This is a genomic window from Psychrobacter sp. PG1 (assembly GCF_014897815.1).
Classification (GTDB): Bacteria; Pseudomonadota; Gammaproteobacteria; order Pseudomonadales; family Moraxellaceae; genus Psychrobacter.
The window spans coordinates 53,006-68,690 of record NZ_JABUZG010000057.1; the positions used below are offsets into that span (position 1 = coordinate 53,006).

Annotated in this window: 11 protein-coding genes; 2 read left to right on the forward strand and 9 right to left on the reverse strand. The window is 43.5% G+C overall.

Annotation, left to right across the window (positions count from 1 at the left end):
* Window positions 1–450: 450 nt before the first annotated feature.
* Window positions 451–1,302, reverse strand: a complete 852-nt coding sequence (gene trmB / locus INT03_RS08280; RefSeq protein WP_193008572.1) for a tRNA (guanosine(46)-N7)-methyltransferase TrmB — start codon at window positions 1,300–1,302, stop codon at window positions 451–453.
* 298 nt (window positions 1,303–1,600) lie between these two features.
* On the opposite strand from trmB, the gene INT03_RS08285 reads away from it, so the two are divergent.
* Entirely contained in the window at window positions 1,601–2,530 is a 930-nt protein-coding gene (locus INT03_RS08285; RefSeq protein ID WP_193008573.1) for a pilin, read from the forward strand.
* A gap of 73 nt (window positions 2,531–2,603) precedes the next feature.
* On the opposite strand, the gene INT03_RS08290 is transcribed toward INT03_RS08285, so the two are convergent.
* The 8 genes from INT03_RS08290 to gmk form a co-directional block, all read right to left on the reverse strand.
* The gene (locus tag INT03_RS08290; protein WP_193008574.1) at window positions 2,604–4,490 is read right to left on the reverse strand and encodes a monovalent cation:proton antiporter-2 (CPA2) family protein; all 1,887 of its coding nucleotides are present in this window, start codon (window positions 4,488–4,490) and stop codon (window positions 2,604–2,606) included.
* A 75-nt stretch (window positions 4,491–4,565) separates the two neighbouring features.
* Window positions 4,566–5,270, reverse strand: coding sequence for a hypothetical protein (locus INT03_RS08295; protein ID WP_193008575.1), 705 nt, complete (start codon window positions 5,268–5,270; stop codon window positions 4,566–4,568).
* 622 nt (window positions 5,271–5,892) lie between these two features.
* Complete coding sequence (locus INT03_RS08300; protein ID WP_193008576.1) at window positions 5,893–7,083, reverse strand: cation diffusion facilitator family transporter; 1,191 nt, start codon at window positions 7,081–7,083, stop codon at window positions 5,893–5,895.
* 267 nt (window positions 7,084–7,350) lie between these two features.
* Window positions 7,351–9,636 (reverse strand): primosomal protein N', encoded by a 2,286-nt coding sequence (locus INT03_RS08305; protein WP_193008577.1) that lies wholly within the window; start codon window positions 9,634–9,636, stop codon window positions 7,351–7,353.
* A 249-nt stretch (window positions 9,637–9,885) separates the two neighbouring features.
* Window positions 9,886–10,266 carry a RidA family protein gene (locus INT03_RS08310; RefSeq protein WP_045444211.1) on the reverse strand — a complete coding sequence of 127 codons (381 nt, stop codon included), beginning with the start codon at window positions 10,264–10,266 and terminating at the stop codon, window positions 9,886–9,888.
* A 236-nt stretch (window positions 10,267–10,502) separates the two neighbouring features.
* A complete protein-coding gene (locus INT03_RS08315; protein ID WP_055124698.1) occupies window positions 10,503–12,701 on the reverse strand; it encodes a RelA/SpoT family protein in 2,199 nt (732 codons plus the stop codon).
* 412 nt (window positions 12,702–13,113) lie between these two features.
* Window positions 13,114–13,374, reverse strand: a complete 261-nt coding sequence (rpoZ, locus tag INT03_RS08320) for a DNA-directed RNA polymerase subunit omega (RefSeq protein WP_045444217.1) — start codon at window positions 13,372–13,374, stop codon at window positions 13,114–13,116.
* A gap of 198 nt (window positions 13,375–13,572) precedes the next feature.
* Window positions 13,573–14,199, reverse strand: coding sequence for a guanylate kinase (gene gmk, locus INT03_RS08325; RefSeq protein ID WP_055124697.1), 627 nt, complete (start codon window positions 14,197–14,199; stop codon window positions 13,573–13,575).
* 480 nt (window positions 14,200–14,679) lie between these two features.
* On the opposite strand from gmk, the gene ispH reads away from it, so the two are divergent.
* The gene (gene ispH, locus INT03_RS08330; protein WP_193008578.1) at window positions 14,680–15,636 is read left to right on the forward strand and encodes a 4-hydroxy-3-methylbut-2-enyl diphosphate reductase; all 957 of its coding nucleotides are present in this window, start codon (window positions 14,680–14,682) and stop codon (window positions 15,634–15,636) included.
* Window positions 15,637–15,685: the final 49 nt, after the last annotated feature.

The following is a 15,685-nucleotide window of genomic DNA, read 5'->3' on the forward strand; positions in this document are numbered from 1 at the left end:
TATTATGAAATATCATTTAACTTACTGATTTAGAAGGTTTTTTAAATTGTATAAAAAATGAACGATTTTACCTCATCCTTTGAGCTATCTAGGGAAATTGTTGTCAAGTGCGTACTTATGCACAGGGTTATCCACAGCTTATGGGGAGAACTCATGAATCCCTTATACTATCAATGTTTGAGTAGATAGGTAACCTGTGAGTGTGGTGCTGGAATATATTTTTTACCCCTATATGTAGCATTATTAATTTAAAAATTCTATGAAAATAGACGATGTTTCACGTATTAAAAAAATTTTATTATTTTTAATAAAAATACTTATAGCTTGTCTATTAAGGGTTGTAGCTGAAAAAAATCAAATAATATTGTCATTAGATAATTTGCAAGCACAAAAAAGCGGCTAAATAATTTAGCCGCTATGCAGAAGTCATCGAAGATAAGTGACCCAAATCTAGTCTTTAATATAGATTAAATCCCAAACGCCATGTCCACTATTTATACCGCGGCGCTCAAATTTGGTCATTGGACGAAAGTCAGGGCGGTCGGTGAAGTTACCTGTGCCTGCTTGATTGGTTAAACCAGTAAAACCGTCTAATACTTCAACCATCCAGAAGGCATAATGCTCCCAGTCGGTTGCGGTATGGAACCAGCCGCCTTGCTTTAGACTACGAGTCACAATCGCCATGCGTTCAGCACTGACGAAGCGGCGTTTGTGATGGCGCTTTTTTTGCCATGGGTCAGGGAAGTAAAGCTGGATGCGATCAATATGGTTTTCTGGTAGTTGCTTGAGCAATTGGATGGCGTCACCGTTGATGATTTTGACATTAGTCAAATTTTGAGTACCTGCCATATAGGCGCATTTACCGATACCTGGCTCGTGCACTTCGATACCAACGAAATTGCGGCTAGGTTCTGCTGCTGCCATCTCAATGAACGAATCACCCAGTCCAAAACCGATCTCTAAGGTAAGCGGTGCTTCACTACCGTTAGGGCTATCAGCGAATAGCGTTCGTAGATTGTCAATACCATCAAGATTGCCATCACCGAAACTGTTATTGACCAAATACTCAGCAAATTCTGGCGCGGTCAGTGCCAGTTCGGCATTTTTATTCATGTGCGTACGTCGTTTCATAAAAGTATTGACGATACGTAGATGTTTGCTTTCTTCAGGCTCACTCTCATTACTAATACGGGATTCAATGTCAATATCAGTATTGCTTTCGGTATTAGTGCTGAGGACTTTTTGCTCATCAGTAGTATTCGTACTATCGATGTTATCATTAATATCAGGATGTTGACTCATAGGATTGACAAGGCTTCATAAAATGGGTGATGTATGCTTATTATAAGTTAAATCTATACAGCTGTGAACGCACAATCCTTTTTTAATATTGTTATCGCTGATCCAGCATAAAAGAGTGAAAGCGTTGACCTTGTTTGACGTATCACATATAGATTGCCATTCGGCTGCCTTGACGCTCTTTTACATTGAATTAGCGGTATTTATCTGTCGTTTTACTGTTCTGCACATCGGTTTTGGCGTTATCATATAAAGTGAGTAATGGATTTAAATTTTTCTTCATCGTTAATAGGGGTCATCTATGCTATTTATCGAGACGGATTCGCCGCCCCCTTTTTATCAAGAACAGCTGACTCCTGCTAAGCGTACACAACTTGATAAATGGTTTATCGGTCACCGTAGCCAGCATTATTATCTGAAACGTTTTGAGCAGTTCGATACGCAAGGTTATCTGTCGCCAAAATGGCATTGGGCAGCATTTTTTGTGACGTTTCCTTGGCTCCTCTATCGCAAACGCTATATGGATGCGATTGTCTATAGCGTAGCAGGCTGGTCGTTTATTCAGCTTAATGTGGCACTGGTATTGGTTGCGTTTGAATTTTTGGCAATGCCCTTTATCCCTGATGCTTACCAGATGGCGACACGCATAGGTATTGCCGCGATCATTTGGTTATTTTGGTCATTTATGGTGGCGCGTTGGACGGATGCGTATTATTACCGCATGGCGCGACGTGAGATTGCGGATGCTATCGATGATTATCCGCGTGATGAAGCAGCGCAAAAGGCGCATCTGCGCCGAGAAGGCGGGGTCAGTCTATTTGGGCTAGGATTGGGGTTTGGTATTTTTGCCTTTGCTTTAATGGTCATTAAGATACAGTTTCTGCCAATTATTGCCAAGCCAAAAGCCAATGAAGTACTGTTCGATGCGTATGATACAGCCAAAACGGCACAAAATCGTGTGGCACTGATTTATCAACAGACAGGGCAATGTCCAATGAATTTACCTATTGATACAGGCACTCAGCAGATACGAATTGATATCGATAAAGAGGCCGCTGGCGTAGTCGAAACGGATTGTGCAGTCATTGCGACCATACAAAATGTTCAGTTCCCTATCCGCTATCTAAATCAGCAGACACTGGTTTTTTACCATGTGCCAGACAGCGATAGTTGGAACTGTACAAGTTCACTAAATAAGAAACTGGCACCAGCAAGCTGTATGCCCGATTAGGGCATGTTTGATGATTTAACCATGACACTGACTATTTGTGAATCATCAAACACGCTTTAAAATATATAAATATTTAGGTGTTAGAGTCAGTTGCAACGTCGTCCTTTTTATCAACAGGTGTTGCTTTACTTTTTAGCGCGTCATAAAAATCCGTTAAGTCCATTTTTCGGGCTTTATCAATGTCTTCATCAAACAAGCTTTCTAGCTCTGCCATCGCTGATTGTGCGGATTCAATCATGCTGGCTTCATCATCATAGATCGCTTGCTGACGTTCAATTAAGTCATCGTCGTAATCGCGGAAAGTTTGCACCGTCTCGCGCGCTTTTTCTGGTGAGATGCCAAGCAGTTGTAGCGACTCACGCGACATATCCAAGGATGATAAGTAGGTCTCACGCCAAATATGACGCACACCGACCTCACGCAATCGATAATAATGCTGACGGTCACGTGCCCGTGCCAAGACAATCAAGTCTGGATAGTTTTTACGTAAGTATTGAGCCGTGGTGATAGAGCGCTCTAAATCATCGATGGCTAAAATAAACACACGGGCTTTTTTAATACCAGCCGCGCGCAATATCTCAGGGTTTTTTGGGTCGCCGTAATAGACTTGGTTACCAAATTTACGCACGAAATCGACGCGATTCGCTGAGCGTTCAATGGCGGTAAATTCGATGTTATGCATGCGTAGTACACGACCGATAATCTGACCGACGCGCCCAAAGCCAGCAATAATAACCTGATGTTCATGATCGGGGATGGCATCGTATTCGCGGCTGGGTTTGCTTTTGGCAAATAAAGGCTCACCGATTTTCTCAAGTAACAAAAATGCCAGTGGTGTGAGCGCCATGGAGATAGTGACGATAAGGTTCAGGGTGTTGGCAAGCTCAGGTCGCAACACATTTTGAGCAGTAGCGACACTGAATAAAACAAAAGCAAATTCACCACCTTGAGCGAGCGTCACACCCAGTCTGATACTGGTTGGCCAGCGATTGCCTGATATCTTTGCAATGGCGGTAATGACACCAAATTTGATAGCCATCAATGCCATTGCACAGCCAATGATAAACATAGGTTTTGCCAAGATAAGTTTGACATCAGTCAGCATACCGACCGACATAAAAAATAAGCCAAGTAGCAACCCTTTAAACGGCTCAATACTGGCTTCCAGCTCATGGCGATACTCAGAATCTGCGAGCAGTACCCCTGTCAAAAAAGCACCCAATGCCATCGATAAACCAATTTGACCCATCAAAATAGACACACCCATCACGATAAATAGCGCAACGGCGGTCAGCAGTTCTGATGCACCACTAGAGGCTACAAACTTAAAGAAGGGACGAACGACATAACGACTAGCAAAAATCAGTCCAGCAAAAACCGCAAAAACTTTGCCAAAATAAATCAAATCATAACTTTGTTCGCGCACCCCTGATAGGAAAGGAATGACGGCTAGCAAAGGGATAACCGCAATATCTTGGAATAATAAAATCGTGAACGCTTCACGACCGTGGGTGCTAGAAAGCTGCTGTTTTTCAGTCAGTATTTGTAGTACAAAAGCTGTGGACGACAAGGCAAGGCCAAAACCGACGATAAAAGCAGTATCGAGCTGTAAGCCAAAAATTTGATGTAACAGCCCCATTAATAATGTGCCAGTCAGACCAACTTGCAAACCACCGAGGACAAATATCGAACGCCGCAGTGCCCATAATCGTGAGGGTTGCAGCTCAAGTCCGATAATGAATAGCAGCATGACCACGCCAAACTCAGAGAAGTGCAACAAGCTCTCAGCATCGCCTGCGACGTCCAGACCACTGGGCCCCAATATCAATCCTGTAATGAGATAACCTAAGACCGTCGCAATGCCAAAACGTTTACCAAGGGGTACAAAGAGCAGGGCTGCTCCTAAGAAGATTGTAGCTTGTAACATTAAATTTGGTGAGCCGGTGGCGGCAGCGAACATCTGGAATCCTTAGCAATCATGATAAAATAAGCGTTACAATATGGGTATAGCAAAAATAAAAAATCTTAGCATACGTTATTTTTTACGATAAATCTTCCACACACCATTATCGGCAAGTGGATTGTTATAAGCATCGTTACGGCGCTTACGCGGGGTCTGGCGACTGTCTACGATTTTGAAATCGGGCAGCGCATGGACGATAAGCCCCGTTCGATAAAAACGCACGCGTTCAGGCTCCAGCATCTCGCCCTTACTATCTCGGCAAAATACATAAGCGCGCAAATCAATAAATTCACGATGCGCCACCAAACGCGCCTCATCATCATTATCAAATACTGCACTCATACGCGCAATTTCATCAGCACTATAGTCACCACACTTATCAGTAAGCGCACCGACCGAACCGAAGCTTTTGGATTCTTTTGCACGAGTCTTGGTCAAATGTAGCCTTTGAACATGATAGATAAATTGCGGTATCTCAAGGCTGGCTGGTAGCGGCAGATGATCGGGCGGTAAATTGGCAGCAGGATAAAACGCCATGGCGCGCTCAAGCAGATTATGCCAACGCTGCTGATATGCTTGGACTTCGGCAATATTGCCTTCATAAATTGGCATATCACGAACTTGACGCAAAATATCAGGCGGAAACTGCTCATCTCGAAAGCTAGCAATGTCTTCTTGCAATGTTGATAACAATGCTTTGGCATGCTTTTTACCCTCTGCTGAGATAGGGTCATCAATGTAGCTTGGAGCAACAAAAGGAGCTGAGCGTCTCGACATGGCAGAAAATAATCCATTAGTGGTAAATTGGGTGTTTCAGCTTTAAGTATACAGAATTTATATGAAAAATATGGCGGCGAGGCTAAATTTCCCATCATTTTTAACATGCCATTACAATGCTAAAAATCGGCGTGATATAAGCTTATGTAAAATAAAGCCTGTTTATGTCGGCGCATAAGAAGTTATGTTCATGTACGATGATTCGTCCGTTGATAGTAAGTTGCGCGGATTATTGAAGACTTTTAGCAAAATAATTTTAAGGGTTTTCGCGGCAGGACTGGCGCTGTTATTTGGATTTTGGTTGCTAGTTGCGTCATATATGGCAGCTGGTTATTTGACATCTGATTATGTAACGCACATCAGGACTGACGCATGAGATTTTTGGATTCGAATCATATTCTTATCATTGGGGTTAGGTATTTGGTTAATAACAACGCTTTGGCTAATGTGGTGCATATAACGTTATGATTGCCACCACTTGATAAAACGTCGCCAATCAATCATAGGCAACGTTTAAATTGATATTTGAATGAAGAATGGTCCTTCCAATGTTTAATGTCTGACTTTCAAAGTCTGACTTTCAAAGTCTGACTTTCAAAGTCTGATTTTCAATGTCTCATGCTTAATGATTGTGACCAATATGATTATTACCCTCTGTTTGTTGTTCTGAGATATCGCAGACCAGTGCATCGCTATGTGCCTCAGTCTGCGGATGTGATGCGCTTTCTACCTGAATGGTCGCATGATGGATGCCGAGTTCAAGCAAACTTTGTTCTAAATTGGCAATCAATATGCTTGATTCATGAATACTCATTTCACCATCGACAACGGCGTGACAAGACAAGGCATTTAGACCACTGGTAATACTCCAAACATGCAAATCATGGACTTCTTGTACTTGCGGATGGGTAAGCAGTTTTTTTTCTACATCCACTAAGGATATGCCTTCTGGCGTGCCTTCCATCAAAATATGTACGGAATCACGCACGACGCGATAACCACTAAATAATATCAGTATCGCGACAATCACCGAGGCCGCTGCATCCGCCCAAACCCAGCCGAAGCTCATCATCAAAAGCGCGGCAACAATAGCGGCAACCGAACCCATTAAGTCACTCAATACATGCAGGTAAGCACTTTGCATATTAAGGTTGACTGGTTTTTTACCCGCATTTTTTCCTTGAGTGTCTTCAAGACTGTCTTTATGACTACCAGCATGACTGTGACCATGTGCATCTTCGCCGCGACTGCCTCGATGCATCAGCCACGCAACCAAAATATTGACCAACATACCGATAGTAGCAACGATAAGCATGCCTTGGGTAGCAATTTCAGGCGGTGAATTAAAGCGCTTAATCGCCTCATAAAAAATCATTAGCGCAATAATGACCAGCGTCGCACCATTGACTGTTGCGACTAAAATCTCAAAGCGTTTATAACCAAACGTCTTTTGATGAGTGGCTGCTTTTTCTCCAATTTTAAATGCCATTAACGTCGCGCCAAGTGCGATTGCATCACTGAGCATGTGACCTGCATCAGATAATAGCGCCAAACTGCCAGTCAGCCAGCCACCGATGGCTTCAATAAACATATAGCCTGTGATAATGATAAAGCTGAACAGCAAAGTACGCTGATAGCCCTTGGTATCTCGCGGGGCTGTTGTTTGCTCTAAGTGTTCATCGTGATCGTGAATGGCTTGATTGTCATGAGTGTAGTTGCTCTCATCCTCTTTATGCAGATGGTTAGCCACATTAACAGTATCATTTTGATGAGAATGGTTGCCTTGTTCAGCGTTTGATTTATTTTGACTCATAACAACACTCAGAATGACAGAAGAGGAAATTTGATTGCTTATAAGGCTGGACTTGCTGTGCACAAACTAGCCAGATATAAAGAATTTAGCATATTTAATAAATGCTTGCTGTATCTAGGCAGTAAACCATTGGTTACTATTTAGAATAACGTTCTTGAGGGCGTATCCTCAGTTCAATCGATTATCCTCTAAATGGGGATAAGCTCTAGTAGCGGACAGCGATAAAGTAATAATCTGAGTTAAAAAGTGATGGTTAGTAATTGGCGGTTACCAACCAACAGGGTCGATATCCAAAGTGAGTTTAAGGTACTTGGTACTTGGCAAGGTCAGTACGGGCTGCCACCAGTGCTGTAATACATGATGTAGTTGCTGTCGATTTTTGCCTAAAAGTAGCAGTTGTACGTGGTAACGGCTATTCTTTTTGCTCATTGGTGCATCGATAGGTCCTAGTACGGCGAGATTATGACCATTTGGCAAAATGGTAATCGCATCTTTAAGGGCTTGGGTCGTGGCGGCAAGGGTTTTGCCCTCACAGCGTATCAGGGCAGCATGACTGTGTGGCGGTAAACCCATCATTTTACGCTCTTGCAATAGCTCGCGAGCAAAAGACAAATAACCGTCTTTGACCAGTTTTAATAGTAATTCATTATCTGGTTGCAGCGTTTGAATGAGTACACGACCAGATTTATCACCGCGACCGGCACGTCCTGCGACCTGAATCATCAATTGCGCAGTATGTTCCGGCGAGCGAAAGTCGGCGGACAAGAAACCACGATCGGCGTTTGGCAAGCAGACAAGCGTAACATTGGGGAAATGATGACCTTTGGCGACCATCTGCGTGCCAACCAAGATGGCAGGATTACCTTGATTGATACGTTGGTAGATATTCTCCCAGCTGTCTTTACGTCTGGTGGTATCGCGATCGATTTGGATAATGGGATATAGCTCTTTGCTGGTTTGCGGATTGGCAAAAATCGCATGCAGGTTTTCGCTGAGCCTTGTCGTGCCCATCCCTTTGGCATCCAAATTTTGACTGCCACAATCCGGGCAAACTTTTGGAATATAAGCTTGCCAGTCGCAGTGGTGGCATTTTAAATAGGAGCTACTATAAGCGTTGTGTTGGGACTGGCTATTGTAATGAACGGTTAAATGCGCGTCGCAGCGCGGACAATCTGCTTGCCAACCGCAAGCTTCGCATAGCAAAACTGGCGCATAGCCGCGACGGTTTAAAAATATTAATACTTGATCGCCCGCTTCTAGCGTTTGCCGTATTGCCCCAATCAGCGCATCGGTCAGCCCAGTATCATAGCGCGCGCCGTCGTCCGTCGCTTGTTGATGAGTACTTTGCAGGCGCGCATCAATCAGCTGCATGGTCGCAAGCTTCGCATTACCGGGACGAGTTTGCAGTTGGCACTCCAGCAGCTTACCGTCATCGACCAGTTTTAGATGCTCAAGAGATGGCGTCGCCGTACCCAATACGACAGGGATATTGGCTTGTAGTCCACGATACAGCGCGACGTCAGCGGTATGATAGCGCAAGGTATCTTGCTGCTTATAAGAACCATCATGCGCTTCATCAACGACAATTAAGCCCAAATCTGCAAAAGGATATAGCACCGCTGAGCGTGTCCCAATAATGATTTGGGCATGACCAGTACGGCAGTCTTGCCAGCCTTGTAAGCGATGAGTATTGTTCATGCCGGAATGCAATAAGACAATATGAGCGGCAAAGCGACTGGCGAAACGCGCGCGTGTTTGCGGTGTCAATCCAATCTCTGGTACCAAAATCAATACCTGTTTACCAGCTTCCAATACGGCTTGCATTGCTTGCAGATAGACTTCTGTCTTGCCACTACCAGTGATGCCATTTAATAAAAATCCCGTGTAGCGATTGGCTTCATGAGCCGCAATAATGGCGGTAACGGCGAGTTGTTGCTCGTCATTGAGATCAAGGGGCATTTTTGCTAATTTAACAGGCGCAGGTGCTTGTTTGGTCTGAATATAGCGTTCGATTAAACCTTTGTCTTCGAGCGCCTTTAAAAAACTCCTTTCCATGCCCTCTAGCAATAAAATATCTTCACTCGCGCCGCGCTCGCCATGCAACTTAAGCATATCAAATTGTTGTTTTTGTTTTTTGGCGTTGGCACGAAAGTCAGCGTCGCTTACATGTGGCAAAATTCGCCAATGGGTAATCAATAAATCCAACGGCTTACCTTGACGAACGAGAGTTGGCAGCATGACTGCTAAAACGTCACCAAGCGGGTAGTGATAATAACGCGCCAGCCAATGTGCCAGCTTTAGCATACTGGCGTCCAAAATAGGCTCAGCATCTAAGCATTTATTGATAGGTTTTAGCTTATTAAGTGGCACGCTGCTATTTGCTTCTGGAATATGAGCGACGACGATACCGATTAAAGTTTGACGACCAAAGGATACTTCGACACGGCAGCCAATATGAGGTAAAGAAGGGCTTGATAAGGCGTTGATATCTACTGGTACGCTATAGTCAAATACCCGATAAAGGGGCACGGGTAGAGCAACTTGTACCAACATAGAATGCGTTCCTAATTTTCAGGTAAATGGTTTTTGGATAAACAGTTTTTAGGTAAATGGACTTTAGATAACCAGCTTTTAGATAACTAGATCGTAATATTGATGAGAATAATAGCAGTAAGCCCAAATAGTGATATTTGGGCTTACTCTGGCCTTACCTTTTAGCAGTGGCTTTTTTGACGTAACGACTTGAGAATTAAGTACGTCTATGTATTAAGCCTTACCATTTACATGATGATATGGCTTAAGTTACTCAATATATAAAATTGACTCAATCTCGACCACACCGCCTTTAGGTAACGCTGCTACTTGGACGGCTGCACGAGCAGGATATGGCTCGCTTAGATTGGCAACGAACACGTCGTTTAGTGCCGCAAAATCATTCAAATCTGTTAATGACACGTTAAATTTAACCACGTCATTTAAGCTGCCACCAGCCGCTTCACAGATGGCTTTGATGTTTTCGAACACTTGCTCAGCCTGTGCTTTAAAACCTTCTTTTAATTCCATGGTATCAGGGTCAAAACCCAGTTGTCCTGAAATATAGACGGTGTTACCGACTTTGACGGCTTGCGAATAAGTACCAACGGCAGCAGGGGCTTTATCAGTTTGAATGGTTTGACGAGTCATATTATATCCTTTTTATCTTTTTCTGGTTTGGTAGGTAAGGGCGCATTATTCATCATTTACATCTCGTTTTTCACCATACAAATGATGACACGCTCTACGTTTATTTGTTAAAAATCAAAAAACACAGTTTATCATTGTTTCAGGTCTTTCTAAAATTTTCTAAATCCATTATTCAATGTTCTATTGAGTGAGTGTTGGTGGCGATGTATCACGCGCACTACACCTTGTTACCAGCACTACAGCTGATACAGCCTGATGATGTTTGGAAAACCTAGCAAGGAGCGTAGCTCGCGAATGCCTTGTGCTAGATGATTGCGACTGCGAACGATGATATGGATGATGGTGTCACTACTGCGCACGTCTACTTTTTCTACCCCGATATTTAATTGGCGTAAATGATAGATGACTTCAGTAATCTGTTCGTCGCTGAGGGCAATAGATAGCTTTAAATAAGCTGGAAAGCGAATCTTTCCGGTATTTTTTATGTCATGCTCGCCAGCGTCACCTTGTTTTATGGCCTTGTCATTACGCCAGCGCAGTTGTATAACCTGATAAGGATTGTCTTTACGAATATCGTCAAGTGAAAAGCACTTGTGTCGATGAACAACCAGACCGTGACGGGACAAGTGACCGACGATAGGATCACCATAAATAGGGTGACAACAATTGGCAAAATCAAGCTCAACCCCAGACGCATTGACTATCAGCTGCTGTGGTTGGGTCATATCATCGCTGTGTTCTTGTGCTTGTAAATCATTGACTTCATCGCTAAACAAGCGAGTTACCACCAGCTGTGGTAGTAACGTACCAGAGCTTATTTGCTCAAATAGTTCGGATTTTTCGGTCAAGCCACGCCATTCAGTGAGGTTTTTCCAATCACTATCGGTTAAGTCATCGAGACTTTTTTGATAGGTTTTTAGCGCCCGATCTAAGGCTTGTTGACCATGGTGTTGCTTATCAGCAGGAGACAAGTCTTTAAACCAACGCAAAATCTCTTCACGCGCTTTATTGGTCACGACAAATCCTAGCCATTCTGCTTTTGGTTCTGAGTGGCTATTGACTTCTATTTCAACCAGCTGCCCATTCTTAACGACCGTGCCAAGTTTGGCTTTTTTACCATCGATATTGGCACCAACGGCTACATTGCCGACCATCGGTCCGACAGCGTAAGCAAAGTCTAGTGCGGTTGCGCCTTGTGGTAGCTCATAAGCGCGACCCTTTGGACTATAGCAGATGATTTTACTGGAGTGTAGGTAATCCATCAGCTCATTAATGGTAGAGACCGCCGCTGAAAAGTCTGGGCTATTTTCATCTAAGCTGTCTTCATCGACCAAGTCTTTCATATTGCGTAATGAGGCTTGGATAACCGATTGGCTAACGTCTGAGGCATGCTCTGCACCGATGACACCAAGCCGCGCTGCGCTTTGCATTTGCTTGGTCAAAATCGTCACTTTGACGACATCGTTATCGCGCTCATAGATAAGCGTGAGTGATTGATTGCCACCTGGTAGCGGACGACGAATATTATCAGCGATATGAGAGTCATCAATCTGGTATTTTTTAATTAAGTAATAGGCCAATTTGTCACAGGCTTCGACATTATCGAGGACAATCTCAAAGGCATAATGACGGAGCAGAGCGTTGATTTCACCGCGATTGCGGAAAAACTGACGGTAGATGACCACGCGATTGTCTAAAACTTTGACCAGACCATTCAACCCCAAATTATTGAGGACAATACTCAAATAGCGATGGATGGCCTCTCTTTGAAAGTTACGCCCAAGCCCGTGCTGTAGTAGCTTGTCAGACAGTTTGTTGTACATGTCAGAATCAAGGTTACGATAACAGAGCACCTCGATATAATCGGCAATATCATTAAGACCCATCAGCCGCGCAAACGGCACATAAAAGTCCAATGTTTCTTGTGCTGTAGTGCGTTGTTTTTCTGGGCGTACTGCATCTAGTGTCGACATATTATGTAAGCGGTCTGCAAGCTTAATAATCAATACACGTGGGTCGGCAAGGGTGGCTGTCAAAATTTTATGAAAGGTGGCTGCTTTGTTTTGCTGTTTATTGTGGGAGGACGACTTTAGCTTAGTCACACCGTCGACCAGTCTCGCCACTATTTTGCCATAGCGCTGCTCAATCTGCTCATCGCTCACCTCGGTGTCTTCGACCGTATCATGCAAAATCGCTGCAATAATCGTATCTCGATCCAAACGAAAACCTGCCAGTATCTCGGCCACCGCAATCGGGTGGGTGATATAAGGCTCTCCTGATTTACGCTTATCTTTGATGTGCGCAATATCACCGAACTCACAGGCATCAATAATATCACGGCGTTCAGCAGCAGTGAGGTAACCTACTGAGCGCAGTAAATTATATTGAGCCTCATCGACTAAATGATGGCTGAGTTTGGGTAAGGTTTGACTCATAAAGTAACGATCCTATTTTCCATTACCTGTTTGCCTGACTGTCTATCGGGTAAATGGTGACTGAATGAATGCTGGAATACTATAAATATAAAAAATTTCGAGAAAAAAGATAAAAATAGGTAGACCATCCTCTAATTAATCGTAAATCGCATTCAATGTCAACTGCTAAGCGAACAGGTGCTATAAAAATTTAGAAATTCTAACTCAATGGTAGGTTTTCAGGTATAAATGGTGACTAAAACAGTCAAAGCAATATCACAGCAATCAGCCATTACAACCAAAAAACCACAGCCTATGCTGTGGTCTCTCGTCAATATGTCATCACTGTGTGGATTTATCTTATAAGGCAGTGGTTAGCTTTATAGGCTTCATACGACAAATCTTCAATGCTGTATCTTAATAATACAGTGTCTTAAAAACCATGATCGCCTGACAGTGCCAAATCTAATGAACTGGTGGCAAAGTTGTGCTCTGGCTGATTTAGGATATCGCGAGTGATTTTACCAGCAGCGATTTCACGCAATGCCAATACCGTAGGCTTGTCATTATCCACATCAACCAATGGTTCTGCGATACCTTTAGCCAATTGACGTGCACGTTTGCTTGCCACTAAAATCAGTTCAAAGCGATTATCAACATTATCCAAACAATCTTCAATCGTCACTCGTGCCATATGTAGCTACCTCGGTTGTTTTTATTAGTCACGGAGCTTGCCCGCCACTCAATAAAAATAATATCAAAATATAAAGGGGGGATAGCGAGACATTATAGCATTTTTTGCCCAGCCGCGTAGTTGCTTTTTGCGTGTCTATTAACGTATCTATTAATAAGCGCTCATCGACTGAGTTGACAGTAGTATTTCGCTCTTGCTTTACTCTTCTACTTTATTGCTAAGTAAATTGCTGATGGTGCGATGATACCGCTGCTGTTGACGCTTAAGCGTCTGCCTGTCTGCCACGATAATGGCTTTTAGCTCAGTCAAAGCGACCTCAAAATTGTCATTAATAATCACAAAATCAAAATGGACATATTGCGCCATCTCAGTCACTGCGCCAGCCAGACGTTGCTCTATTACCTCCATAGTATCTTGCCCACGCGTCGATAGACGCTGACGTAAAGTGGCAATACTTGGCGGTAAAATAAAAATCATAATGGCGTCAGTAAAGATTTTTTTGACTTGTAGTGCGCCCTGCCAATCAATCTCTAAAATAACATCGACGCCTGCTTCTAACTGCGTCCGCACGCTTTGCTCCGAGGTGCCATAGTAATTACCAAAGACCTCAGCATGTTCTAAAAACTTGTTTTCACCGATGGCAGTCACAAATTTTTCGACGTCGGTAAAATGATAATGGTGACCATCAATCTCGCCGGGACGTGGCGTGCGCGTGGTGTGTGATACGCTGACGGTTAAGTCATTAGTCGTGGCAAGTAGCTGCTTTACCAGTGAGGTTTTACCCGTACCTGAGGCGGCGGTAATAATAAATAATGAACCTGTCATACAATGTGTCCTAATGGAGTGTGTGCTAGTCAAATCTGTGCGAATAAAAAAGCCAAAGCTGTTTTAGTAAACAATTCAAAACTGGTAAAAAGAAAAATCGCCATCATGTATGGCGATAGACATTGTCATCGATGCACTATTATAAACTGCTTTTGTGGCTTTTATTTTAATTAAAGCCGCCTTTGACCAGTCGTTATCATCGAAGCGGCGTAAAGATGGCATAGGGCGATTTAGTATAAATCACATTTTTGGTGCATTGAGTGCAGTTAACGCTATCACTATGGATAAATACTTTGAACGTATGAATGTGTTTGCTTCTAGTTAAAACAGCCTCTAGTACCGTGCTATTTTCAAAGGCAATAAAAGTAAATTATGCTAAAGTAGCGTAATGAATTCATCCCAATTTTTGAATTAAAGCTTTTGACATTAATGTCGTGTATTTAAGCTTTAATAATAAATTATCTAATGATAGGCCCTCTTATGCAAATTTATCTTGCCAATCCACGTGGATTTTGTGCTGGTGTGGATCGCGCGATTGCGATTGTGAACGAAGCATTGACACGTTTTGAACCGCCCATTTATGTCCGTCACGAGGTGGTACATAATAAATTTGTCGTCTCTGATTTGGCCAATCGCGGTGCGGTCTTTGTGGAAGAACTTCATGAAGTGCCAGACGGCTCTATCGTTATTTTTTCTGCTCATGGCGTATCAAAAGCTGTCGAAGATGAGGCTGAGCGCCGCGATTTGACCGTATTTGATGCCACTTGTCCACTGGTCACTAAGGTACATATCGAAGTCGCTAAATTTGCGCAAGAGGGTATGGATGCGGTATTGATTGGGCATGCTGGACATCCTGAAGTGGAAGGCACGATGGGGCGCTTTAACCGTCGCTACGGCGGTCACATTCATTTGGTTGAAAACGAAGCCGATGTGGCAGCATTGAGCGTAAAAAATGCCGAACGTTTGGCATTTGTTACCCAAACCACCTTATCTATGGATGACACGGCGCGCGTCATCGATGCACTGCGTGAAAAATTCCCTAGTATTCAAGGTCCGCGCAAAGACGATATCTGTTATGCCACGCAAAACCGCCAAGATGCGGTAAAAGACTTAGCCAGTCGCTGTGAGGTGGTCTTGGTGGTCGGCTCGCCCAATTCATCAAACTCTAATCGTCTGCGTGAGCTGGCTGAGCGGATGAATTGCCGTGCGTATTTAATCGACAATGCCAGTGAGATGGATAAAAGCTGGTTAGATGGTGTGCAGAGTATCGGCGTCACCGCTGGCGCATCAGCACCCGAAGTACTGATTCAAGAAGTGCTACAGCAGCTGCAAGATTGGGGTGGTGATTTACCGAGTGAGCTATCAGGCATCGAAGAAAATGTCACTTTCAGTCTGCCTAAAGCCTTGCGTATCCCAGTCACCCAAGTGGGTAAGTAGATAAGGCTTTGTACAAGACATCTAATAGGTAACGTATAGTAGGTAACGC